The 24,078-nt window shown below is 67.6% G+C and carries 21 protein-coding genes; 12 read left to right on the forward strand and 9 right to left on the reverse strand.

Annotation, left to right across the window (positions count from 1 at the left end; genetic code table 11):
- Positions 1-5 precede the first annotated feature (5 nt).
- Positions 6-1,883, reverse strand: coding sequence for a TonB-dependent siderophore receptor (locus GV068_RS24480; RefSeq protein WP_229464484.1), 1,878 nt, complete (start codon positions 1,881-1,883; stop codon positions 6-8).
- A gap of 385 nt (positions 1,884-2,268) precedes the next feature.
- Between GV068_RS24480 and GV068_RS24485 the strand changes: the two genes are divergently transcribed.
- The 4 genes from GV068_RS24485 to GV068_RS24500 all read left to right on the forward strand — a co-directional run bounded on the left by GV068_RS24485 (position 2,269) and on the right by GV068_RS24500 (position 8,434).
- The gene (locus tag GV068_RS24485; protein ID WP_159704204.1) at positions 2,269-3,105 is read left to right on the forward strand and encodes a response regulator; all 837 of its coding nucleotides are present in this window, start codon (positions 2,269-2,271) and stop codon (positions 3,103-3,105) included.
- A 13-nt stretch (positions 3,106-3,118) separates the two neighbouring features.
- The gene (locus GV068_RS24490; protein WP_229464486.1) at positions 3,119-4,267 is read left to right on the forward strand and encodes a 5-methyltetrahydropteroyltriglutamate--homocysteine methyltransferase; all 1,149 of its coding nucleotides are present in this window, start codon (positions 3,119-3,121) and stop codon (positions 4,265-4,267) included.
- Positions 4,264-7,302 carry an ATP-binding protein gene (locus tag GV068_RS24495; protein WP_159704207.1) on the forward strand — a complete coding sequence of 1,013 codons (3,039 nt, stop codon included), beginning with the start codon at positions 4,264-4,266 and terminating at the stop codon, positions 7,300-7,302. Before GV068_RS24490 ends, GV068_RS24495 begins: the two co-directional genes overlap by 4 nt.
- 130 nt (positions 7,303-7,432) lie before the next feature.
- On the forward strand, positions 7,433-8,434 hold the full coding sequence (locus GV068_RS24500; protein ID WP_159704210.1) for a diguanylate cyclase domain-containing protein: 1,002 nt from the start codon (positions 7,433-7,435) through the stop codon (positions 8,432-8,434).
- A gap of 151 nt (positions 8,435-8,585) precedes the next feature.
- Here the strand turns inward: GV068_RS24500 and GV068_RS24505 are convergent, their stop codons facing one another.
- The gene (locus tag GV068_RS24505) at positions 8,586-8,906 is read right to left on the reverse strand and encodes a hypothetical protein (RefSeq protein ID WP_201303348.1); all 321 of its coding nucleotides are present in this window, start codon (positions 8,904-8,906) and stop codon (positions 8,586-8,588) included.
- A gap of 388 nt (positions 8,907-9,294) precedes the next feature.
- Between GV068_RS24505 and GV068_RS24510 the strand changes: the two genes are divergently transcribed.
- The gene (locus tag GV068_RS24510; protein ID WP_159704213.1) at positions 9,295-10,920 is read left to right on the forward strand and encodes a response regulator; all 1,626 of its coding nucleotides are present in this window, start codon (positions 9,295-9,297) and stop codon (positions 10,918-10,920) included.
- Positions 10,921-10,954: 34 nt separating this feature from the next.
- On the opposite strand, the gene GV068_RS24515 is transcribed toward GV068_RS24510, so the two are convergent.
- On the reverse strand, positions 10,955-11,410 hold the full coding sequence (locus GV068_RS24515; RefSeq protein WP_159704216.1) for a hemerythrin domain-containing protein: 456 nt from the start codon (positions 11,408-11,410) through the stop codon (positions 10,955-10,957).
- A gap of 197 nt (positions 11,411-11,607) precedes the next feature.
- Here GV068_RS24515 and GV068_RS24520 point away from each other — a divergent pair, with 197 nt between their 5' ends.
- Positions 11,608-12,345, forward strand: a complete 738-nt coding sequence (locus GV068_RS24520; protein ID WP_159704219.1) for a sensor histidine kinase — start codon at positions 11,608-11,610, stop codon at positions 12,343-12,345.
- 36 nt (positions 12,346-12,381) lie between these two features.
- On the opposite strand, the gene GV068_RS24525 is transcribed toward GV068_RS24520, so the two are convergent.
- Complete coding sequence (locus GV068_RS24525; protein ID WP_159704222.1) at positions 12,382-13,683, reverse strand: NAD(P)/FAD-dependent oxidoreductase; 1,302 nt, start codon at positions 13,681-13,683, stop codon at positions 12,382-12,384.
- A gap of 142 nt (positions 13,684-13,825) precedes the next feature.
- Between GV068_RS24525 and GV068_RS24530 the strand changes: the two genes are divergently transcribed.
- Positions 13,826-14,203: a nuclear transport factor 2 family protein gene (locus GV068_RS24530; RefSeq protein WP_159704225.1), complete on the forward strand. Its 378-nt coding sequence runs from the start codon at positions 13,826-13,828 to the stop codon at positions 14,201-14,203.
- A 51-nt stretch (positions 14,204-14,254) separates the two neighbouring features.
- On the forward strand, positions 14,255-15,253 hold the full coding sequence (locus tag GV068_RS24535) for an aldo/keto reductase (RefSeq protein ID WP_159704228.1): 999 nt from the start codon (positions 14,255-14,257) through the stop codon (positions 15,251-15,253).
- Between the two features lie 5 nt (positions 15,254-15,258).
- Here the strand turns inward: GV068_RS24535 and GV068_RS24540 are convergent, their stop codons facing one another.
- The 3 genes from GV068_RS24540 to GV068_RS24550 all read right to left on the reverse strand — a co-directional run bounded on the left by GV068_RS24540 (position 15,259) and on the right by GV068_RS24550 (position 17,933).
- The gene (locus GV068_RS24540; protein ID WP_159704231.1) at positions 15,259-15,762 is read right to left on the reverse strand and encodes a hypothetical protein; all 504 of its coding nucleotides are present in this window, start codon (positions 15,760-15,762) and stop codon (positions 15,259-15,261) included.
- A 106-nt stretch (positions 15,763-15,868) separates the two neighbouring features.
- Positions 15,869-16,660, reverse strand: coding sequence for a LytTR family DNA-binding domain-containing protein (locus GV068_RS24545; RefSeq protein WP_159704234.1), 792 nt, complete (start codon positions 16,658-16,660; stop codon positions 15,869-15,871).
- Positions 16,653-17,933 (reverse strand): histidine kinase, encoded by a 1,281-nt coding sequence (locus GV068_RS24550; RefSeq protein ID WP_159704237.1) that lies wholly within the window; start codon positions 17,931-17,933, stop codon positions 16,653-16,655. Before GV068_RS24550 ends, GV068_RS24545 begins: the two co-directional genes overlap by 8 nt.
- 216 nt (positions 17,934-18,149) lie before the next feature.
- Here GV068_RS24550 and GV068_RS24555 point away from each other — a divergent pair, with 216 nt between their 5' ends.
- The 3 genes from GV068_RS24555 to GV068_RS24560 all read left to right on the forward strand — a co-directional run bounded on the left by GV068_RS24555 (position 18,150) and on the right by GV068_RS24560 (position 20,341).
- Positions 18,150-18,827, forward strand: a complete 678-nt coding sequence (locus GV068_RS24555; protein WP_159704240.1) for a hypothetical protein — start codon at positions 18,150-18,152, stop codon at positions 18,825-18,827.
- 67 nt (positions 18,828-18,894) lie between these two features.
- Positions 18,895-19,023, forward strand: a complete 129-nt coding sequence (locus GV068_RS25370; protein WP_267874540.1) for a hypothetical protein — start codon at positions 18,895-18,897, stop codon at positions 19,021-19,023.
- A gap of 70 nt (positions 19,024-19,093) precedes the next feature.
- Positions 19,094-20,341: a DEAD/DEAH box helicase gene (locus tag GV068_RS24560; protein ID WP_159704243.1), complete on the forward strand. Its 1,248-nt coding sequence runs from the start codon at positions 19,094-19,096 to the stop codon at positions 20,339-20,341.
- Positions 20,342-20,380: 39 nt separating this feature from the next.
- On the opposite strand, the gene GV068_RS24565 is transcribed toward GV068_RS24560, so the two are convergent.
- Together GV068_RS24565 and GV068_RS24570 are read right to left on the reverse strand one after the other, a co-directional pair.
- Positions 20,381-23,056: a bifunctional acetate--CoA ligase family protein/GNAT family N-acetyltransferase gene (locus GV068_RS24565; RefSeq protein WP_159704246.1), complete on the reverse strand. Its 2,676-nt coding sequence runs from the start codon at positions 23,054-23,056 to the stop codon at positions 20,381-20,383.
- A gap of 84 nt (positions 23,057-23,140) precedes the next feature.
- Positions 23,141-23,539 (reverse strand): hypothetical protein, encoded by a 399-nt coding sequence (locus GV068_RS24570; protein ID WP_159704278.1) that lies wholly within the window; start codon positions 23,537-23,539, stop codon positions 23,141-23,143.
- Positions 23,540-23,640: 101 nt separating this feature from the next.
- Between GV068_RS24570 and GV068_RS24575 the strand changes: the two genes are divergently transcribed.
- On the forward strand, positions 23,641-24,024 hold the full coding sequence (locus GV068_RS24575; protein WP_159704281.1) for a hypothetical protein: 384 nt from the start codon (positions 23,641-23,643) through the stop codon (positions 24,022-24,024).
- Positions 24,025-24,078 lie beyond the last annotated feature (54 nt).

Raw genomic sequence — 24,078 nt, forward strand, 5'->3', positions numbered from 1 at the left:
GGCCTTCAGAAACGCAGCGAAGCGCTGGCGAACACACTGCGTTCGGCCAGTTGGCGCATGCCCGCCGCCCCGAATTCGGGATGACGGGCATGCAACAGGTTACGGCCCGTGAGGGCCAGTTCGACGCCGGGGCGTGCCTGCCACGCGAGCCGGGCGTCGAGTTCATGATAGCCCGGCACGGCCGGCTGCGGCAGGCGCGCGACGCGCCGCAGCATCAAGTCGCCGCTCAGGCCACCGCTAAAATCGTGGGACGAGCGCAGCTGCCAGTAGCTGCGCGGGTCGTTGGTCGCCAGGCCGGCCCTGGCCGAAGCGTCGGTACTCGCAGCCTGCACGCCGGTGTCGATATCCTGCAACACCGCCCCGGCGGCCAGGCGCCAGCCGCGCATCACCTGCCAGCTGGCCCACAGCTCCAGTCCGCGTGCGCGGCCGTGGCCGAGGTTGCGGAATACCGCGCCGCCGGGCTGCAGTTCCAGCGTGCGCAGGCGGTCATAATGGCTGTAGAACAGCGTTGCCGCGTACGACAGCGCGGGCACCGGCTGGGCGCGGTAGCCCAGTTCCAGCACGCGCGCGGTCTCGGCCTGCATGTCCGGCCCGCCCGCTATCAGGTAGCGCGCGCCGTTCGAGGCCGGGTCGACCAGCCTCAGGTCGCGGTCGATGCGGCTGGGGGCGCGCACTGTGCGCGAGGCCGCCGCCCACAGCATCGCGCCCGGCGCGTGGTCCCAGGCCAGGCGCAGGTTCGGCAGCACTTCCATGCCGGTATAGCTATTCTCCTCCAGGCGCAGGCCGGCCGTCGCGCGCAGCGCCGGGGTGATGTCGAACTCGTCCTGGGCGAACAGGTTGCTCCAGGCCAAGGTGCGCCGGGTCGGAGAGAATTGCAGGATCGGGCCGTTCTCGAAACGGTCGCGCTGGTGGCGGTAGCCGCCGCCCCAGGTCAGCGCATGGCGCCCGCCCAGCCGCGTGGCGTACTGGGCCTCGATGTCGACCGTGTCGAGCGCATGCTTGCCGGCCCCGGCCTGCGCGCGCCGGCCCTGGTCGATCCAGGCCTGCAGGCGCAGCCCGGCCTCTCCCGCCAGGCGGGCATCGAAGCGCGCCACCAGGTTGGCGCCCGAGAAGTCGGTGCGCGTTTCATTGCCCGATGCGCGCAGCGCGCCCGCATGCAGGTCGCCGCTCAGGCTCAGGGTCTGGTCGGCGCCTTCCCAGTCGAGCCGGAAACCGGCCTGGCGCCGGCCGACGCCGCCGCCCTCCCCGGCCTCGCCCGGCGCGGCGCCGGTCTCGTCACGTTTGCCGTAGGCGCGCACAAAAGCGCCGTTCGCCAGGCGCTTGCCCTGGCGTACCGTCACGCCGGCATAGCGATTGCCGGCATGGACTACCGCCAGCCCAGCTTGCGTATCGGCGGCGCTGCGGGTGATGATGTTGATGACGCCGTTGACCGCGTTGGTGCCCCAGATGGTGCCGCCCGGGCCGCTGATCACTTCGATCCGTTCGACGTCCGGCAGCGCCACGTCGAGGGCTTCCCAGAACACGCCGGAGAACAGCGGCGAATATACGCTGCGGCCGTCGACCAGCACCAGCAGTTTGTTGGCCAGCTGCGAGGAGAAGCCGCGCGCGGTGATTGCGTATTCCTGGGCATTGGCCAGCGCCACCTGCAGGTTGGGCGCCAGGCGCAAGGCTTCCGGAATGCTGGTGGCGCCGGAACGGGCAATGTCGGCGCCGCTGATGACGTAGACCGAGGCCGGCGCGCTGCTCAGGCGTCCCTGCTGGCGCGAGACCGAAGTCACGACGATATCGGACAGCTGCTCGAGGGAGAAATCGGCAAGCTGCGCTTCCCTCTGGCTGGCGAGCTCGGCATGGCTGGCCGCGTGCCCGCCGCCTGCGTGCAGCAAAAACAGTGCCGCACATGCGCAGGCAAGCTGGGAAGGTTTTAACATAGTTGCCATCCTAGAACATTTTCTGTCACGCACCAAGAGCGCACGATTCCCTCTGCGTCAGCGTCGCATGCGCGCCACGACTTCTCTTGATAGGTTGACTCATCAATAATCTTGATGGCAGTCATTAGAAATATAAATTGGACTAATTTGCGGCATTGCAGCATCATCCTTCCTGTCTCCTCTATTCTCCTCCAAGGAAATAGATTCAGCCCGCTTCCTGGAAGCGGGCTTTTTTTTTGCCTGTTTGGCTGTTCGGTCCGCGCGCACGGATCACGGGGGCGATGGGACGGCATTTGGTGTAGGATGGCCGCCATGTTTTCGTTCCTACAACAATTTGCCCATGCCTGAACACGATCCGCGCACCGTCGCCTCCTATGACTGGTCGGCAAGCAGCCTGGGCGACCCGGCCCGCTGGCCCGTCCCGCTGCGGGTCGCCGCCGACCTACTGCTCAATTCACCGCTGCCCGGCCTGATCGTCTGGGGACGCGAGACGATCCTGGTCTTCAACGAGGCCTACGCCGCCCTGGCGGGAATCGGCTGCGGCCGGGTGCCGGGCGGCTCGGTGCCTTCGGTGCTGCCGCCGCCGCTCGCCGGCGCCGGCGCGGCGCTGCAAGGGGCATGGTCGGGCCAGCCTGGCGTGATCCCGGGCGCCGCGCTGTCCTTCCGCCACCCGGAAGGTCCGCGCGAACACCGCTGCGACCTGCGCCTGACGCCCCTGCAGGACGGCGGCGGCGGTGTCGGCGGCGTGCACATCCTGCTGGCGCCGCCCGCCGGCCTGCCTGCCTTAGCCGAACCCGACAGCGCGGACAGCGCGCTGCGCATCCTGGTGGTCGAGGACAACCTCGACTCCCAGTACCTGGTGTGCGAGATGCTCAAGGCCTTCGGCCACGAAGCCGACGGCGTGGCGCATCCGGACGACGCCCTCGAACTGCTGGGAAAGCAGCGCTACCACGTGCTGTTCTCCGACGTCAGCCTGCCCGGCATGTCGGGCGTGGACCTGGCGCGCCGGGCCCTGGGCGACAATCCGGCGCTGAAGGTGATTTTCGCCTCCGGCTACGGCGATTCGCTGCTGCGCCATCTCGATTTCCCTTATCTGTCGCTCCAGAAGCCCTACGAGCTGGACCAGCTCCAGGACGCCCTGGCCAAGGTGGCGCGCCTGCCGGCGCCCGCCAGGTGAGGCTGGTGCCCCTGTGCCGCTGCGCTTCGGCTGGGCTACAATGGGCCGTACCGGGCCGGGCGCCGTCACGCGCCTGCGGCCCGCATCCACGCCAGCGACGATGATTCCGACCGAACCGATCGGCAGCATTCCCCGTCCGCCCGAGCTGGTCGCCGCGATTCGCGGCGGCGCCGGGCCGGCCGAACTCGCGCCTCTGCTCGAGCAGGCGGTGCGCGCCACCGTGGCCGCCTTCGAGGCCACCGGAGCGCCGGTCATCAGCGACGGCGAACAGGCCAAGCTGGAAAACTTCTGGTCCTACCCGGTGCACGGGGCCCCGAATACCGCGCCGGACGGCTTTCGCATTCCGCTGCTCGATAGTGAGGGCGGCGCGCGCCACCGCATGCCGCGCCTGACCCACGGTCCGTTCCGCTACGGCTGCTACGCCGACCAGTACCTGCGCGCGGCGCGGCGCCACGCGACCCAGCCGGTCAAGCAAGCCATCATCTCGCCGTCGGCGCTGTCGCTGCTCTATCCGCCCGACGGCCTGCCGGACTATCCGCGCGAGCAGTTCCTGGAAGACCTCGTGCGTGAACACGAGACCGAAATCCGGCGCTGCCTGGAAGCCGGTGCGCACAAGGTGCAAGTCGATTTCGCCGAAGGCCCGCTGGCGATGCGGCTCGATCCGAGCGGCGCCCTGCTGGCCAGCTTCGTCCACCTGAACAACATGGCCCTGAGTCGTTTCTCCGACGCGGAACGCAGCCTGATCGGCCTGCACGTCTCCGCGGCCGGGATCTCCGCGCCCGGCGGCAGCGTCGACTACGCCGAGCTGCTGCCGGCCCTGTTCGAGATCCGCGCCGGCAGCTTCTATATCGCGCTGGCCGGCCAGCCGGAGCCCGAGCGGGTGCTGCGCATCGCGCGCGACTATGCGCGCCCCTATCAGCGGGTGTTCGTCGGCGTCACCGATCCGGCCAACCCGGCGGTCGAAAGCGCGCAGCAGGTGCGCGACCGCGTGCTGCTGGCGGCGAGCTACCTGGGCCCGCAGCGCCTCGGCACCACCGACGACGCCGGCTTCGCGCCCTTCTTCGACGACGCCGGCGTGGGCCGCGCCACCGCCTTTGCCAAGGTGCGCGCGCGGGTCGAAGGCACGCGCCTGGCTGCCGTACTCCTGGAAGGGGCCGCATGAGCGACGAGCACGAACTCGAGATGATGCGCTCGGCCGCCCTGCGCAACGCCCAGAGCGTGCTGGCTGCGCGCCAGCGCGCCGAGGAAGAATTGATGGCCGCGCAGGACGCCCTGCGGCGCGCCAGCGAGCGCATGGAAAACATGCTCGAGAGCCTGTCCGACGGTTTCTGCGCGGTCGACCGCGGCTGGCGCATCACCTACATCAATGGGCGCGCACTCGCCATGATCGCCCCGCTCGACAAGAGCCGCGCGGGGCTCATCGGCAAGAACCTGTGGGACGAGTTCGAGGACCTGCACGGCACCTCGGTGGCGGCCGACTGCCGCCGCGCGATGGAGCGGCGCGAGACCGTGGTGCGCGACTTTTATTATGTGCGCCTGCAGTGCTGGCTCGAGATGCGCCTGCACCCTTCGCCCGACGGCCTGACCCTGTACTTCCAGGACATCACCCAACGCAAGCTCGACCAGCAGGCCCTGGTCGAGAACAACAACCGCCTGCAGGTGGCGCTGGCCGCCGGCCGCCTGGGCGACTGGCGCTGGGACGCCGCGCTCGACCGCGTGATCCTGGGACCGCGCGCGGCCGGCATCCTGGGCCTGCCGGCCGAGGCCCCGCTGCCCTGGCCGCAGCTGCGCCTGCGCCTGCCCCGGGAACACCGGATCCAGGTACGGCGCGCCGTGCTCAAGGCCTTCAAGGCGCGCGCCGACCTGAACGTCGAATGCCGGGTCGAGACCGGCGGCGACGACAACACCGCGGCGCGCTGGGTGGCCCTGGTCGGGCGTCCCGACTACGCCGAACGCAAGGGCCAGGAAACCCTGGTCGGCATGACCGGCGTGGTGCAGGACATCAGCGGCCGCAAGACCGCCGAAGACAGCCTGCGCCAGAGCGAGGAACTGCTGCGCGCGCTGGCCAACACGATCCCGCAGCTGGCCTGGATGGCCGGCACCGACGGCGCCATCGTCTGGTTCAACGACCGCTGGTACGCCTACACCGGCAGCACGCCGGAAAACAGCGTCGGCTGGGGCTGGAAAGACATGATCGAACCGGGCGTGCTGGGCGCCGTGATGGCGCGCTGGAATGCGACCGTCCTGGCGGGCGCCCCGTTCGAGATGGAATTCCCGCTGCGCGGCGCCGACGGCAGCTATCGCTGGTTCCTGACCCGCGTCAGCGCGGTGCGCGACCCGGAAGGCAACGTGGTGCGCTGGTTCGGCACCAACACCGACGTCGACCAGGTCAAGCGCGCCGAGCAGGCCCTGCGCGAGGAATCGCATGTGCTCGAACTGCTCAACAATACCGGCAGCGTACTGGCCTCGACCCGTGAGCTGCCCGCCCTGCTGCGCGCCGCCACCGAAGCGGCGGCGGGCGTGAGCGGCGCGCGCCATGCCGCCTTCATCCACTATGGCGAAGACGGCGACGGCACCCTGTTCTCGCTGTCGGCGCAGGCCGGCGGCAGCGCCGACTTCGAGCGCCTGGACGAGGCGCGCACCAGCACCCTGTTCCCGCCCGCCCTGCGCAGCCAGGACGTGGTGCGGATCGCGGACCTGCAGCGCGACGCAGGCGATGCGAACGGCGCCTGGCAATTCGGCGGCGCCGCGCTGCGCAGCTACATGGCGGTGCCGGTGGCGGCCCGTTCCGGCGAGCTGCTCGGCACCATGTTCTTCGGCCACCCGGAGCCCGACATCTTCAGCGAACGCAGCGAGCGCATCGTGCGCGGCATCGCCGCCCAGGCTGCGATCGCGGTCGACAACACGCGCCTGTACGAAGCCACCCGCCGCGCCGCCGAAGAGCGCAAGCTGCTGCTGGAGAACGAACGCGCGGCGCGCGCCGAAGCCGAGCGCAGCAGCCAGATGAAGGACGAATTCCTGGCCACGCTGTCGCACGAACTGCGCACGCCGCTGTCGGCCATCCTCGGCTGGTCGCAGGTGCTGCGGCGCGGCAGCCGCGACGGCGCCGACCTGCAGCGCGGCCTGCAGACCATCGAACGCAACGCACGCGCCCAGGCCCAGCTGATCGAAGACCTGCTCGACATGAGCCGCATCACCTCCGGCAAGGTGCTGCTCGATATGCAGGTGATCTCTCCCACCTCCTTCATCGACGCCGCCATCGAGACCGTCCGGCCGGCGGCGGACGCCAAGCACATCACCATCGAGAAGCGCTACACGGCGCCGGGCGCGCTGGTGGCCGGCGACACCGGCCGCCTGCAGCAGGTGGTGTGGAACCTGCTGTCGAACGCGATCAAGTTCACGCCGCGCGACGGCACCGTGGTGGTCGAGCTCAGCGAGTGCGAAGCCGAGGGCGGGAAGGTGGTCGCGGTCACGGTCCACGACAACGGCGCCGGCATCCGTCCCGAGTTCATCACCCACGTGTTCGAACGCTTCCGCCAGGAGGACGCTTCGATGACGCGCCGCCACGGCGGCCTGGGCCTGGGCCTGTCGATCGTCAAGCACCTGGTCGAGCAGCACGGCGGCACGGTGCGCGCCGAGAGTCCCGGCGAAGGCCTGGGCGCGAGCTTCACCATCGAACTGCCGCGCGCCGAGGCGCCGGCCGCCGGCGGCCGCGCCGGCAACGCGATGGCGGCGCCTTCTCAGGCGCCTGAAGCGCTGGAGGCCGCGGCGCACGACCTGGCCGGGCTGACGGTGCTGGTGGTCGACGATGCGCGCGACGGCCGCGAGCTGATTGCGCGTATCCTCACCGATTGCCACGCGCGCGTGCGCATCGCGGCCAGCGCGCGCGAAGCCTTCGAGGCCCTGCGCGCGGACCGGCCGGATGTCCTGATCAGCGACCTGGGCATGCCCGAGGTCGACGGCTTCGAACTGATCGGCTGGGTGCGCGCCCTGCCGGTCGAGGCGGGCGGCCAGTTGCCGGCCATCGCCCTGACCGCCTTCGCCCGTCCGGAAGACCGGCTGAAGGCGCTGGAAGCCGGTTTTTCGACCCATATTTCGAAGCCGGTGGAGCCGGGAGAATTGATTGCGGCGATCGCTTCGGTGGCCGCGCCACCTGCACAAATGAGGACTGGCGACAGCCGCGGGCTTGGCCGATAATGATCCTACCCGGACACGCGGCGCTGTCCTACAAGAAATTTTCTGAGCTTTGTTAGACTATGAAGAGATGGGATGTTCCCATTCCAAAAGGAAATGGAACACGGTCCCGACAGCATAGAAGAGAACGAGTATGCCGAGCAGACAAGACATTTTGAACGCGAAGATCCTGGTGGTGGACGACTCGCCCGACAATATCGAACTGATGGAAGAGATATTGCGCGAGGAAGGCTACACCTGCGTCAGTTCGACGATGCTGCCGGAACAGGTGTGCCCGCTGCACCGCGAGCACAACTATGACCTCATCCTGCTCGACCTGCAGATGCCGGGCCTGAACGGTTTCCAGGTCATGAAGGGGCTGAAGGAAATCGAACAGGGCGGCTACCTGCCGGTGCTGGCCCTGACCGCCCAGCCAAGCTTCAAGATCGCCGCGCTGGAAGCGGGCGCGCGCGACTTCATCAGCAAGCCCTTCGACCTGCTGGAAGTGCACAAGCGCATCCACAACATGCTGGAAGTGCGCCTGCTCTACAAGGAACTGGCGCAGTATTCGCGCGCGCAGCAGGAACTGGCGCTGCACGACGCCCTCACCGGCCTGCCCAACCGCCGCCTGCTGGAAGACCGCATCGAGACCGCCCTGCAGCACGCCAACCGCAGCCATTCCAAGGCCGCAGTCATGTACCTCGACCTGGATGGCTTCAAGGCCATCAACGACACCTACGGCCATGCCTACGGCGACGACATCCTGAAGATGGTGTCGCAGCGCCTGCTGGCCACCTCGCGCAAGGAAGACACGGTGGCGCGCCTCGGCGGCGACGAATTCATGGTAGTGCTGGCGGATATCCACACGCTGGCCGACGCCCAGGGACCGGCCGCCAAGCTGGTCGAGGCGATTTCGGAACCCTACTTCATCAACGACCTCACCTTGCGCCTGTCGACCTCGATCGGCATCAGCATCTACCCGGACGACGCCGAAACGGTGGATGCCCTGATCAACATCGCCGACTACGCCCTGTACGAAGCCAAGCGCTCCGGCAAGAACCGCTTCTGCTCGCCGGCTGCCAACCGCCAGGCCCCGGCCAAGGTGTCGGCCACGCCGGCGCCCGCAGCGGTGGAGATGGCGGCGCCGCATCGCTGAGCGCTGTTTCACCGGTCTCAAGGCAAAGGGGCTCCCGCATTCGCGGGAGCCCCTTTTTCGTCGTGCTTCGTTCATACGCGATTACGGCATGAAAAAAGGGCCACCGGCAGCTTGCGCCACCGGTGGCCCCTCCGGGCTTCAGAACCGCCGCTCAGCGGTTCCCGCCTTCGTCCTTCTGCATGTAGCGGGTCGGTTCCGCCGAGCGCAACACTTCCTTGTTGTGCTCTTCGATCGCCTGGGCATGCTGGTGATCGCGGCTGGCGTCGACCTTGTCCGGCGCCACTTCGATGCGCGTGATGCTGGACTGGACCGAGACCGGGTCGCTGGCCGGGAAAGTCATCTCGACGGCGTCGTCCATCAAGGCTTCTTCGGCCCGTTCCTTGCTGGATGCCCCTTCGCAGCTCGACAGCGCCTTGATGGCGGTGGCATAGCCGACGATCTGCATGTTGGCGAGATCGCCAATCGTGTGCACGCCAGCGGCGGCAAACGCGCTGGCTTGTTGTTCGTTGACACCACAAAGGGCGGTCAGCGGAGAATTGACGAGCTCAATGAGCGTTTTCCCGCGATAATCCTGATTTACGATAGAGTCGATATTCATTGTGTGTCCTTTCATGTAGGCAGCCCCGTCCTCGATGCGATACGGTTGAACTGGACGGTTTTCACTATCGCACACCCGTCTCGCCCTGTATGTGCGGCAGCGAACACCTTTGCTGCGCACGATTGAGATTTTGCCTATTTGCACCTAAATTGCCCGTGATATCATTCTTTGTTATTACAGGCTATTTTCTCCAACGTAACTACAAGCTTTGATATTATCTTTCCTGAGGGAAAACCCTTTTGTGAAAGTATGATGAACTATCGTGGCCCACACAGACAAACCCAAGATCCTGGTCGTTAACGACGACGCCGCCAGCCTCCTCGCGCTGACGAGCCTGCTCGACCAGTGGGCGGACGAGAGCAATTACTCCGTGCATTCCGCACGCTCCGGCCAGGAAGCCCTGCGTCAGGTGCTGCTTCACGATTTCGCCGTGATCCTCCTCGACGTCAACATGCCCGGCATGGACGGCTTCGAGACCGCCGAAGCGATCCACCAGCGCGCGCGCTCGGCCGACATCCCGATCATCTTCGTCACCGCCTTCCTGGCCGACGAGATCGACCGCCTGAAGGCCTACCAGCGCGGCGCCGCCGATTTCCTGTTCACGCCCGTGATCCCGCAGATCCTGCACGCCAAGGTCTCGGTGTTCGTGGCGCTGGCAATGAAGAACGAGCAGCTCAAGCGCCAGGCCGAAAAGCTGTCGCAGCGCACCACCGAGCTGACCGCGACCAACCGCCGTCTCGTGCGCGAGATGGAGGAACGCCGCGACGCCGAGCGCAAGAGCCACGCCAAGGACGAATTCCTCGCCATGCTCGGCCACGAGCTGCGCAATCCGCTGTCGGCGATCAGCAGCGCTTCCTCGCTGATCGGCATGACGGGCGCGAATGCCGAGACCGTCACGCGCGCCAAGCAGATCATCCAGCGCCAGAGCCAGCACCTGTCGCGCATCGTCGACGACCTGCTCGACCTGTCGCGTGCGATGTCCGGCAAGATCCTGCTGGCACGCAAGCCGACCGATATGTCGAACCTGGTATCCGGCTGCCTGGAAACCTTCCGCGCCACCGGCCGCACCGCCAGCTATCGCTTCAGCGTCGACCTTGCCCCGGGCTGGGTCGACGGCGACCCGACCCGCCTGGAACAGATCACCTCCAATCTGCTGGACAACGCGCTGAAATACACGCCGAGCGGCGGCAGCATCGACATCAACCTGGCACAGTCCGGCGAGGACGTGGTGCTGACCGTGCGCGACAGCGGCGTCGGCATCCCGGCCGAACTGCTGCCGCACGTGTTCGACGTATTCGTGCAGGGCGCGATCTCGATCGACCGCGCGCAGGGCGGCCTGGGCATCGGCCTGTCGCTGGTGCGCCGCCTGGTCGAGCTGCACGGCGGCAGCGTCAGCGCCGAGAGCGAAGGCAGCGGCAACGGCAGTACCTTCATGATCCGCCTGCCCGCTACCCAGCCGGTGGTAGTGACGCCCACCGCGCAGCAAAGCCTGGGCGACAACAGCGGCAAACCCTCGGTGCTCCTGATCGAAGACAATGATGACGGGCGCGAGATGATGGCGACCATGCTGGCCGCCCACGGCTTCCCGGTGGCGACCGCGGCCGACGGCCTGCAGGGCGTGGCGGCCGCGCTGGCCGAATGCCCGGCGGCGGCGCTGGTGGACATCGGCCTGCCCGGCATCGACGGCTATGAAGTGGCGCGCCGCCTGCGGCGCGACCCGGCCACACGCAATATCCGCCTGATCGCCCTCACCGGCTACGGCCTGGCGGAAGACCAGCGCCGCGTGCTGGAAGCAGGCTTCGACCAGCACCTGGTGAAGCCGGTCGGCATGGATCAGTTACTGGAGGCACTGGCGCCGGCGGCGTTGCAAGCAGCCGACGCAGCCTGACGGGCCGGCCGCTCCGGCGGCCCGTTGCACTGATTTACTGCAGCTCGGCGGCCCGGGCTGCCATTTCCTCGCCCAGCGCCTTCAGGTCCAGCTTCAGTTCCTTCATCTTCGGGAACATTTCTTCCTCTTCTTCCTCGACGTGGTGGTCGACCAGTTCGCCCAGCACCTTCACCTTGGCGTCGTACAGGTCGTCACCCGGGTCCATTTCCTGGATCTGGGCGATCAGGTCCTTTGCCGAAGCGTGCTCGACAACGGCCTCGTCCACCATGTCTTCGGTTTCCTCGGTGGCTTCACGCACGGCCGGATACAGGATCTCTTCCTCGATGGTGGTGTGCATGATCAGCGCCTGGCAGATTTCGTCGGCGAGCTTTTTCTTGCTGACCTTGGCGCGGTCGGTCATGTTTTCGAACTTTTCGAACATGGCGTGGACTTCGCGGTGCTGCGCGGTCAGCAGTGTGATGGCATCCTGCGGTTTGGTTGCGGTCGTCATTATTGGTACCCCCGGTTGTTAGTAAAGTGGCATCCGCCACAGGTCAAGCTTCGCCTGAAACCGCCGAGCCGACTGTACGGCACCGCACGCAGTTTCGCGCCGCTCCGTGGTTACAATGCCTGCTTTCCCACCGCAGCGTGCGCGCCGCAGGAAAGCCAATTGATGTATTATTTAGGAAACATTTAACCGAGCCTACGATGACCGAACCGGACCATCCGCAGCCCGGCCCGGCTGCTGTCGCATCTGCAGCGCCGGGCGTGGACCGCACCGCTGAACTCACCGAGATGCTGGGCTACCTCGCCGCCTGCTGGGACGAGGAACGCCGCCTGCTGGCGCGCCAGCTCCATGACAGCCTTGGCTCGTCGATGACCGCGCTGACCATGCACCTGGCGCTGCTGACCCAGCACATCCCGGCCGACAACCAGGCGATGCGCGACCGCAGCACGCAGATGAAGCAGCTGCTCGCGAACATCATCGAAACCAACCGCAAGATGCAGCTCGAGCTGTGGAACGACAAGCTCGAGTTCCTGGGCCTGAAGGCCGCGCTGGCCGAACTGGTCCCAGGCTTTGCCGCCGCCAACGGCATCAAGGCCCGCACCAGCCTGCCCGACGAGGATGGGTCCTACACCCGTACCCAGGGCGTGGTGCTGCTGCGCTGCGTCGAGGAAGGCCTGCGCAACGTGGCTGCACATGCGCGCGCCACCGAGGTCGACGTCATCCTGGACGACGACGGCGAGCAGGTGATGCTGACGGTACGCGACAACGGCACTGGGTTCCCGAAGGACGACAAGGTGCTGGAATCGACCAGCTGCCACGGCCTGCGCCTGCTGCGCGAGCGGGCCCGCTTCCTGGGCGGAAGCTTGCAGCTGGGCGCCGGCGAGACTGGCGGCGCCGTGCTGCGCATGACCTTGCCGAAGCAGGCTCCGACCGTCTGAACGTAGGGTGGGCGGCTAGGCCGCCCACCGTAAGGATCAGTGCAGCTTCACCAGCGGCGTCGCGCGCCGCACCAGGAAGCGCGCCAGCGCCAGCACCCCGGTCCGCATCGTACCCAGCACCGCCCGGTGATGCATCAGGTGCAGGCTGGTGTACATCAAGCGCGCCATCGTCCCCTGCACGAACCAGCTGGCGCCGCGCAGCGATCCCATCAGGCTGCCCACGCTGGTCGAACGTCCCACCGACACCAGCGACCCGTAGTCGCGGTATTCATACGGGTGCTCCTGGGGCGCATGTCCCTTCGACTTTCGTAGAAACGTGGTGACCAGGTAATCGGCCTGCTGGTGCGCGGCCTGCGCGCGCGGCGGCACCGCGTTGCCCTTGCCGTCCACGCAGGCGGCGCAGTCGCCCAGCGCATACACGTCCGCCACGCCTTTCACGCGCAGGTGCGGATCGACCTCGACCTGGCCGCCCTTCGCGGTCGGCAGGCCGAGCGTTGCCAACAGGTCGGGCGCCTTGATCCCGGCCGCCCACACGCACAGGTTGGACGGATACACGTTGCCGTCCTTGTCCACCACCTTGTCGCGGTCGATCTGGGTCACCCGGCAATCGGTCACGACGCGGATGCCGCGCTTGCCCAGCAGGTCATTGGCGGCGCTCGACACCTTTTCCGGCAGCGGCGCCAGCACGCGCGGCGCGCCTTCCAGGATGGTGATGCGCACGTCGCGCTTGACGTCGAGCTGGTCGAAACCATAGGTGACGTAGGCGCCGGAAGCTTCGCGCAGCTCGGCCGCCAGTTCGACGCCGGTGGCGCCGCCGCCGATGATCACCACGTCCAGGCCCGCGCCCTTGCCTTCTTCATGCTCCTGCTCGGCCGCCAGCATCAGGCGCAGCATGCGCAGGCGGAAGCGCTCGGCGTCCTCGGTGGCGTTCAGGGAGATGGTGTTTTCCTGCGCGCCCGGCACGCCGAAATAATTCGAGGTGCTGCCGATCGCCAGCACCAGCGAGTCGTAACGGATGCGGCGCTCGGGAAGCACCTCGTCGTTGTCGGCGGCCGCGACGATCGCGCCCACCGTGATGGTTTTCGAAGCGGCATCGAGCGCCGTCATCGGTCCGAACACGAAATTGAAGCCATTGTCGTGCGCCAGCATCTGATAGGACAGGCCTTCCTGGTGGATGTCCAGGGTACCGGCCGCGACCTCGTGCAGCGAAGGCTTCCAGATATGGTACAGCCGGCTGTCGACCAGCGTTACTTTCGATGGGCCCAGCTTGCGGCCCAGTTTGCAGGCCAGTTCCAGGCCGCCCGCACCGCCACCCACGATCACGAATTCGCTACGCAAAGTAAGCTCCTCTCATGGCGCCCGTCCGGCAATGCCAGCACATGGGCGATGTGGCAATCTTACTACGCAAACGACGGGAACGCGGGACAGCTCCCGTTCATGCGCACCGGGTTAAGATAGGCTCTCCCAAGCTGAGGACACCATGCCGAACGACATTGCATCCGCCATCATCGAGGCCGAGGCGCGCCTGCGCAGCGCCATGCTCGCCTCCGACCTCGCGGCCCTGGACGAGCTGATCGACCATGGGCTGATCTTCACGAATCACCTGGGCCAGGTATTCGGCAAACACGACGACCTCGAAACGCACCGCTCGGGGCTGCTCAAGCTCGAACGCATGGACGGCTCCGAGATGCGCGTGCACGTCGATGGCGACTGCGCCGTCGTGTCGGTACGGATGGCCCTGGCAGGCAGCTTCGGCCCGTCCTCGTTCAGCGCCGACCTGCGCTATACCCGTGTCTGGCGGCGCGCGCCGGATGGCGCCTGGCGGGTGATCGCCGCGCACGCAAGCGAACTTCGCTGACCCGTGCGTGGCGCGGCGTGCCGCTCCTGTAGCATGACCTGGCCAACCAGCATGAAAGGACGCGACGTGAACCAGCGCTACCGACCGGTCACGCGCCTGGGCCTTGGCGGCACCGGGCTCGGCGACATGTACCACACGACCAGCGACGATGCGGCGCGCAGCACCGTCGACGCGGCCTGGGACGCCGGCATTCGTTACTTCGACACTGCGCCGCACTACGGCGCCGGCCTGTCCGAGCACCGCTTCGGCCAGGCCCTGCGCACCCGGGCGCGCGTGGACTACACGCTGTCGACCAAGGTCGGACGCGTGCTGGTGCCGGACCTGGCCGGCGAGGTGTTTCCACCCTTCGTTTCCTCACTGCCCTTCCGGCGCGTGATCGACTTTACCGCCGGCGGCGCGCGCCGCGCGGTCGAGGACAGCCTGCAGCGCCTGGCACTCGGCAGCATCGACATCGTCTACGTGCACGACCTCTCGGTGGACGCCTTTGGCGATCAGTTCGAGCACCACTTCCGGGTGGCGGCCGGTCCGGGCGGCGCCTTCGAAGGCCTGGTGCGGATGCGCGAGGAAGGCGTGATCAAGGCCTGGGGCCTGGGTGTGAACACGGTCGAGCCCTGCATGCGCGCGCTGCAACAGTCCGACCCGGACATCTTCCTGCTGGCCGGACGCTACACGCTGATGGAAACCACGCCGCTCGCCGCCCTGTTCCCACTGTGTATGGAGCGCGGCGCCTCGGTGGTGCTGGGTGGCCCGTACAACTCGGGCTTTCTCGCGGGCGGCGACCGCTACGACTACCTGGCCGCCAAGCCGGAACACTACGAACGGCGCGAACGCCTGCGCCAGGTGGCGGGCCGACATGGCGTCGACCTCGCTGCGGCGGCGCTGCAGTTCGGTGCGGCGCATCCGGTGGTGTCGGCGACCATTCCGGGCGCCAGCAGTCCGGAGCACCTCAAACGCAATGCCGTGCTGATGGAACTGAAGATTCCGGCCGCATTCTGGCAGGAACTAGTGCACGAAGGGCTGCTACCGCCGGAGGCGCCGCTGCCCTCTTAGCCGGCTCAGTCGTGGCCGCGGCCGTGGCCCTTGCCGTGACCGTTGCCATGGCCACGGTCGTGATCCCGGCCATGGCCGCGGTCGTCGTGGCGGTCGCGTCCGTGGCCACGGTCGTCCCAACGGTCGCGTCCCTGTCCACGGTCATCCCAGCGGTCGCGGCCGCCGCCATGGCGCTCGTGGTAGCGCGGCACGTAGACGTCCGAGTACCAGCGGTCCTGCACGAACAGCACCGGCTGGCCGCAGGCGCCGTATTTGCGGCAGTGCTTGCTCCAGTTCTTGCGGTGGCCCGGCGGCACGCGCAGATAGATCGGCTCTGCATAGGCGCGGCGATGGCGCTCGACGATGATCGGTTGCGCCATGTAGACCGGCGGCGGGCCGTAATAGCCCGGGTCGCCGAGGTCGATGCGGCCGTAGAAGCCGGGCTGGCCGACGCTGATGCTGACATTGGTCTGGGCCAGGGCCGGGATGGAAGCGCTTGCCAGGGCTGCGCAGAGGATCAGGGCTTTCATGGTGTGCCTCTCATGTTTGTTGATGGCCGCACTTTACCACCGGAAATTGCTGTTCCACAGTGCGCCACCCCACACTCTTACACTCTGCACAAGCTTTCACATCTGCTTACATGTTACGGAACAGCGCCATGAAGGGCTGGCTCACCGCCAAGGTCTCGGGCCGGTTCTTCAGGCGCAGGGTGCCGCGCCCGCTCTCGTCGCGCGACACCCCCGCCACCGCGCGCAGGTTGACGATGGTCGAGCGATGCACCTGCTTGAACATGCTCGGATCCAGCACCGCCAAGAGGTCGCGGATTGGCGTGCGCAGCAGCGCTTCGCCGTCCTGGGTCATCACGACCGTGTACTTGCTGTCGGCCTGGAAGTAGGCCACGTCGTCGACCAGGATCAGGCGCGTCTCCTGGCCGCGGCTGGCGGTCAGCCAGACCAGCGGCGGCGCCTTCGGCTGCGGCGGTGCGATGCTGGCCAGCTGCTGCAGCAGGGCCTGCAACTGCAGGACGTCCTGGCCGCCGCGCTGCAGGCGTTCGCGCACCCGCCCCACCGTCCCGGCCAGGCGTTCGCGCGCCACCGGTTTCAGCAGATAGTCGACCGCGCCGCGCTCGAAGGCATCGATCGCGTACTGGTCGTAGGCGGTCACGAACACCACTTCGGTCTTGATGCCCGATTCCAGCAGGCTGGAGGCCACTTCCAGTCCGCTCAGGCCGGGCATGCGGATGTCGAGGAAGGCCACGTCGGGACGGTGCGCCGCGATCGCTTCCAGGGCGCTGCCGCCATCCTCGCAGGCGGCCACGATGTCCAGGTCGGGCCACACCTGTCCCAGCATCTGCACCAGCGATTCGCGCAGCAGGGCTTCGTCTTCGGCGATGACGCAGGTGACTTTGGCGCTATTTGCGTTATGCATGATGCAGCCCTCCCGCATTCAAGGTGCTGTTGACGGCATTCGGCACCGTGATGGTGGCCGCCACCCCGCTCGGGAAGTTGGCGACGATCGAGAAGCTGGCGGCGCTGCCGTAGGCCAGGCGCAGGCGTTCGCGCACGTTGCGCAGGCCCACCCCGGTGCCGCCGCCTTCGGCGGTGAAGCCGCGGCCGTCGTCGGCTACCGTCACCGCGACCGTGTTGTCGACCTGGCGCGCCAGGATCCACACGGTGCCGCCGCCCGGTTTCGGCTCCAGGCCGTGCTTGATCGCGTTCTCGACCAGGGTCTGCAGCATCATGGTCGGGAACAGCACGCCGCGCAGCGCGTCGGGAATATCCACCTGCAGCTGCAGGCGCGGGCCCATGCGGATCTTGAGGATGTCGAGGTAGGCGCGGGCGCGCTCCAGCTCTTCGCCGATGGTCGAAGGCGCATCCTCGGTGCGCGGCAGCGAATGGCGCAGGTACTGGATCAGGTTGCCCAGCATCTCGTCGGCGCGCGCCGGGTCGCTGCGGGTCAGCACCTGGGCGCTGGCCAGCGTGTTGTACAGGAAGTGCGGCTCGACCTGGGCGTGCAGCAGGTTCAGCTTGGCCACCGTGAGTTCCTTCTCGGTAGCGGTCTGGCGTACCTGCGCCTGTTCGCCGCGGCGGCGCGCGGCCACGCGGCGGGTGATGGCGCGGACGATGGCTTCCGCGTTTTCCAGGTTGGTGCCATGGTCGACCAGCAGCACGTCGGTCCAGGCCGCGCCTTCCGGTTCGCAGATCAGCGTGACGCTGCCGGCGGCGTCGCCGTTCGGCGTGACGGTGGCCAGGATCTGGTTGCGACGGGAGCCGAAGTGGTCGAGCGACCAGCCGGCATGGCTGCCGCTGCCGTAGGGATCGATGCGGCGCACCTTGGCGCGTACCTGCAGGCTGTCGCGGGCCGAGTCGACGATCTCGGCGCCCGGCAGTTCGCGGATGGCGGCGTCGATCAGGTCGAAGGCTTCGCCGGCCTCGAAGGGAATCTCGATCTGGCGGCGCTGGCGGTTGGACAGGCTGCTGGCATTAAGGGTGCCGGCAATCAGGCGGACCCGGCGGATATGCGAGAACACGCCAGAGGCGATGAAGGAGGCGAGCAGCAAGGCGCCCAGTGCGAACCAGCCGCTGGGGTCGATATCGAAGAGCGGCTCGAAGATGGTCTGGTTGACGAGGATGCACAGGAACAGGTAGCAGCCGAGCCAGGCCAGCAACAGTCGTCCGAGATGAATGGTACTTGCGATCATGATGTTCTTTCAGTAGTGGGACAGCGCCAGATTAGTTCCGGTCTCCATTGCCCGGTGACATTATGCGACGGAGCCGGGATAGCGGCGACGAAACCGGCCCCGTTCGGCATAAATAATCCGTTGCGCATTGCCGTCACCGGCAGTCGCTTTTTCTCGGTAAATGTCAGGCCCTGCTTTACAATGCTCGGCTGTTCGATACTGAAAGGTTTTTCCAGCATGGCATTCAAGCATACCGTCTTCGCATTTGCCGCCCTCCTCGCGGGCGCCTCCGCCCAGGCCCAGGTGGGCGCCGCCGTCACCGCCGACCTCGGCACGACCGGCGCGGGCTTCCACATCGTGGTGCCGATGGAGAGCACCCTGAACGGCCGCTTCGGCGCCAACTACTTCAAGCACGACTTCGACAAGCGCTCGGGCCTGGTCGACTACAAGCTCGACGGCAAGCTGGCCACCTTCGACGTGCTGTTCGACTGGTACGTCATCCCGCAGAGCAACTTCCGTCTGACCGGCGGCGTGCTGTACAACGGCACCCGCTTCAACGCGACCGGCGTACCGGCAGCCGGCGGCAAGTTCACCTTCAACGGCAACACCTATTCGACCACCGACATCGGCAGCCTGAAGGGCGACGTCACCTTCCGCCGCGCCGCGCCCTATATCGGCATCGGCTGGGGCAATGCCCTCACCCCGAACAAGCGCTGGAACTTCGGCGCCGACATCGGCGCCTTCTACCAGGGCAAGGCGCAGGTCAACCTGATTCCTTACGGCTGCACCACCTCGAACGCGGTGTGCGGCAAGCTGGCCAGCGACGTCGCCGTCGAGGAGCTGCGCCTGCAGGACGAAGCCTCGGACTACAAGGTCTACCCGGTGCTGCGCGCTACTCTGTCGTACAGCTTCTAAAACATTGGGAAGGTATGTACATCGGCGCGGACAGGCGTATGATGAAAGCTCTTATCAAGGAGCCATCATGCCACCGCGCCGCTTCCTTCCATTTGCGCTCATCGTCGCCACGCTGATCACGGGTGGCTGCAAGGACCAGCGCGAACCGGTCAAGCCGATCGTCGACCTGTCGGACACCGTGGTGGTCGTCGCCTGAGGCGCATTCGCCATGCCGGGCTCCGGCAAGCTACACTACGGCCTGTTTATTTATTCGCCGTAAGGTTCCCATGCCGTTTGCCGCCCTTGGACTGATCGAACCGATCGTCCAGACCCTCGTTTCGCTTGACTACACCACCCCGACCGCCGTCCAGCAGCAGGCGATTCCTGCCGTGCTGTCCGGCAAGGACGTCATGGCCGCGGCCCAGACCGGCACCGGCAAGACCGCCGGCTTCGCCCTGCCGATCCTGCAGCGCCTGTTCAAGCGCGACAAGCCGGTCAGCAGCAATGCCGTGCGCGCCCTGGTGCTGGTGCCGACGCGCGAGTTGGCGGAACAGGTGCACGAGAGTTTCCGCGCCTATGGCGCCGGCCTGAACCTGCGCACCATGGTGGCCTACGGCGGGGTCAGCATCAATCCGCAGATGATGAACCTGCGAAAAGGGGTAGACGTGCTGGTCGCTACGCCCGGCCGCCTGCTCGACCTGCACCGCCAGAACGCGGTGAAGTTCAACGAGGTCATCACGCTGGTGCTGGACGAAGCGGACCGCATGCTGGATCTCGGCTTTTCAAAAGAGCTCGACCAGGTGTTCGCAGCCCTGCCCAAGAAGCGCCAGACCCTGCTGTTCTCGGCCACCTTCTCGGACCAGATCCGCGCCATGGCCAACCGCCTGCTGCGTGAACCGGTGCGCATCGAAGCGACGCCGCGCAACACCACCGTGGCCAGGATCACCCAGTGGCTGGTCCCGGTCGACAAGAAACGCAAGTCCGAACTGTTCCTGCACCTGCTCAAGAAGCATGGCTGGACCCAGGTGCTGGCCTTCGCCAAGACCCGCAAGGGCGTGGACGAGCTGGTCGGCCTGCTGGACGCCAAGCGCATCCCGGCCGACGCGATCCACGGCGACAAGCCGCAGCCGGCGCGCCTGCGCGCGCTGGAGCGCTTCAAGCTCGGCGAAGTGAAGGTGCTGGTGGCCACCGACGTCGCCGCGCGCGGGCTCGATATCGAGGACTTGCCGGTGGTGGTGAATGTCGACCTGCCGATCGTCGCCGAGGATTACGTGCACCGCACCGGGCGGACCGGCCGTGCCGGCGCATCGGGCGAAGCGGTGTCACTGGTGGCGGCCGACGAGGTGGAATACCTGGCGGCGATCGAGGCGCTCACCAAGCAGACCATCAAGCGGGTCGAGGAAAGCGGCTTCGAGCCGGACCACCGGGTGCCGGAGACCACGGCGGGCGGCCAGATCGTCAAAAAGCCGAAGAAGCCCAAGAAGCCGAAAGGCGAAACGAAAGTCGTACAGGAAGACGTGCGCTTCCGCCGGTGAAAGAATATTTCATTCTCAGTGCTTAGATGAAATAATATTTCACAGCACGAGGCGCATCTCGCGCATGCCTTCCAGGCCGGTCGACTTCACGGTGAAGCCCAGCTTCTTGACCATGCCGGTGATGCGCGAATTCTGCGGCAGCGCCTCGCCCACGATCTCGCGCGTGCCGCGCGCGCGGCAGTAGTCGATCAGCTTCTGCATCATGATTTTCCCGAGCCCCATGCCTTTCAGGTCCGAGCGCACCGTCACCGCGAACTCCGCCGTGATGTTGTCCGGGTCGGCCACGACCCTGCCCACCGCCAGGGTTTCGGCCACGCCGTCGGCGTTCGGGCGGGTGGCGATGAAGGCCATCTCGCGGTCGTAGTCGATCTGGGTGAAGCGCGCCAGCTGCGACGGCTGCAGCTCGCGGATGCGCACGAACATCCGGTAGCGCACGTCGTCGGGCGTGAGCGCATCGAAAAAGGCCAGGTGCGCCGGTCCGTCTTCAGGCCGGATCGGGCGCAGCAGCAGGGGCGCGCCATGCCACTCGATGGTCTCTTCCAGCTCGCGCGGATAGGGCCGGATCGCCAGCCGGTCGAGCGTGCTGCCGGAGCGGTCGGCCAGGGCGAGGCGCATGCGCGCGTCCAGCACCACGGTGCCGCGGCTGTCGGCCAGCAGCGGGTTCAGGTCCAGCTCCACGATTTCCGGGATGTCCGAGACCATGCGCGAGACCTGCACCAGGCTGGCCAGTACCGCGTCCATGTTCACCGGCGGGCGGTTGCGGTAGCCCGCCAGCAGCCGGGCCACGCGGGTGCGGTCGACCAGGTCGCGCGCCAGCACCAGGTTCAGCGGCGGCAGGCCGACCGCATGGTCGTCCGTGACTTCGACCGTCACCCCGCCCTGCCCGAACACGATCACCGGCCCGAACACGGCATCGAGCGCGGCGCCGACGATCAGCTCGTGCGCATTGGTCGAGCGCGCCATGGCCTGCACCGAATAGCCTTCGAAACGCGCCTGCGGGAACAGCTCGCCCAGGCGCTTGTGCATGCGTGCCGCCGCCGCCCGCACGCCGTCCGCGCTGTCGAGGTCGAGGGTCACGCCGCCGAAGTCCGACTTGTGCATCACGTCCGGCGTCAGGATCTTCACCGCCACCGGATAGCCGATGTTCTGGGCCGCCTGCACCGCCTCGTCGACGGTCGCGGCGCGGCGCGTCTCGACCACCGCCATGCCGTAGGTGCGCAGGATGGCCTTGGTTTCCGGGTCGGACAGCAGGTAGCGTCCCTTGGCGATGGCTTCGCGCACCAGCGCCCGCGCCGCCGCCCGGTCCGGCGCCACCGTGCCCGCCATCGAGGGCGGCACTTCCATCAAGAGGTTCTGGTTGCGCCGGTAGTGCACCAGCTGCAGGAAGCCGCTTACCGCGTCTTCCGGCGTGCGGAAGGCCGGCAGGCGCGCGCCGGACGCGATCGCGCGCGCATCAAGCACCGCGGCCCCGCCCAGCCAGCACGAAAGCAGGGTCTTGGAAGCGCTGCGCGCCAGCGGCGCGATGGCGTCGGCAACGTCGCGGCTGGCCACGGTCGCGGTAGGCGACTGGATCGCCAGCACCGCGTCTACCTGCGGGTCCTGCAGCAGGATTTCGAGGGTCTCGCGGTACAGCGCAGGCGCGGCGCCGCCCTGCAGGTCGACCACGTTGCCGCGCCGCCAGCGCGGCCCAAGCAGCGTGTCCAGGCGCTCGCGCGTGGCGTCGGAAAACTGCGCCTCGACCCCGCCGCCGTAGGCCAGCGCGTCGCGCGCCAGCACGCCCGGTCCGGCGCCGTTGCTGACGATGGCCAGGCGCTCGCCATGCAGCGGGCGCGCATAGGCCAGGGTCTCGGCGGCCGAGAACAGCTGGTCGGTGGTGTATACCCGCAGCATGCCGGCGCGCCGGATCGCGGCGTCGAACACGTCGTCGCGGCGCGCCAGCGCCCCGCTCTCGCTGGCCGCGGCCGGGACGTCGTCTTCTTCGCGTCCGGCCTTGAGCACCAGCACTGGTTTACTGCGCGCCGCCGCACGCGCCGCCGACATGAACTTGCGCGCGTAGCGCAGGTCCTGCACGTAGAGCAGGATGGCGCTGGTCGCACCGTCGCTGGCCAGGTAATCGAGCACGTCGCCCAGGTCGACGTCGGCCGCGTCGCCCAGCGCGATGAAGTGCGAGAAGCCGATGCCGCGCGTACGCGCCCAGTCCAGCACCCCGACCATCAGGGCGCCCGACTGCGACACGAAGGCGATCCGTCCGGGCAGCGCGCCGCTGGAAGCGACGCTGGCGTTCAGCCCCAGGCCGGGCGTCAGCAGGCCGGCGCTGTTCGGGCCCAGCACCCGCAGCAGGTAGGGATGGGCGGCATCGAGCATGGCCTGGCGCAGGCTGCGTCCGCGCTCGCGCGCTTCAAGCAGGCCGCTGCTCAGGACCACGGCCGCGCGGGTGCCGCGCTCACCCAACTGGCGCACGATCGCGGGGATGGTGCCCGGGGGCGTGCAGATCACCGCCAGCGCCGGCGCCTCGGGCAGCTCGGCCACGTTCGCGTAGCAGCGCCGCTCCGCCAGTTCGGCGTACTTGGGATTGACCGGCCAGACTTCGCCCTTGAAGGCGCCGGCCAGCAGGTTGTGCAGCAGCGTGGCCCCCAGGCTGCCCGGGCGTTCGGATGCCCCGATCAGCGCGACCGAGCTCGGTGCGAACAGATGCTCGAGGTTGCGAACGCTCATACAGATAGCCTTTCCACGCAAATAGCTGCAGGGGAAGGATAGCAATGCTGCGCGAGGCGGCGCGCACCGAATGGCGCAGTAGGCTCAGGCGCGGCGCATCAGCCGGCGTTCGCGGCGCGCGGCCGGCAGTGCGCACAGCGCCGGCGAACGGGCCCGCAGTTCGCGCATGACCCCATCCGCCATGATGCGGGTGTGGCAGGCCAGCGTGGGCGCGTCGATCCCGGACTGCATCACGTGGGTGCGGAATACGCGCGCCTCGCCCAGCTCCAGTACGGCGACGCTGGCCAGCACGGCGCGGGAAGACTGCGGCGGCGCAGCGTAGAAATGGAGGCGATACTCGCGGTCCAGCAGCATGGTGCCGGCCAGGAAGCGGTCCAGGCCCACGTCGAACAGCACCTGCGCGATCACCTCGGCCGCGCGGCCGGTGATTTCTTCCTGATTTTTCCTGCGGCGTGGGCCGAGCAGGCGAAACAGCATGTGCATGGCGCCCTCCGAGTAGATCCCCTCGGCATACTAACAGTCGCTTGCAAGCTCTGCAATATTCGGCCGCCCGGTGTTGTAAAAACCCATGCTAGAATGGCCGCGTGAAAATGCTCGTCCGCACCCTGCTCGTCTGGCTCGTGCTGCTGGCAGTCCCCTTCCAGGGATTCGCCGCGGCGGCGATGACTTGCGCGCACGGAATGGCGTCCTCATCGGCCAAGCACGCGGCCAAGCACGAAGCCAAGGCGCCCTGCCACGGCGACGCCGCTGCCAATGCCGCGGCGGACGACGACGGCGCCGGCGGGCCGCAGCACAAAAAGTGCGGCAACTGCGCCGCCTGCTCGGTGGGCACCGCCATGGCGCCTGCCTCCAGCCCTGCAGCCCCCGACTGCTGCCCGTGCAGCTGCTGCCCCGCCGCCGCCTCGGCGCGCGTGAGCGCAAGCGACCCCGATCTCCCCGAACGCCCTCCCCGTCACGCCCTCGCCTGATTCGTCCGGCCGCCGCGCGCTGCGCGTGCGCCCGTCCCGTATTCTCCGAACGAG

This window comes from Massilia sp. 9I, assembly GCF_902506415.1.
Taxonomy (GTDB): domain Bacteria; phylum Pseudomonadota; class Gammaproteobacteria; order Burkholderiales; family Burkholderiaceae_D; genus Telluria.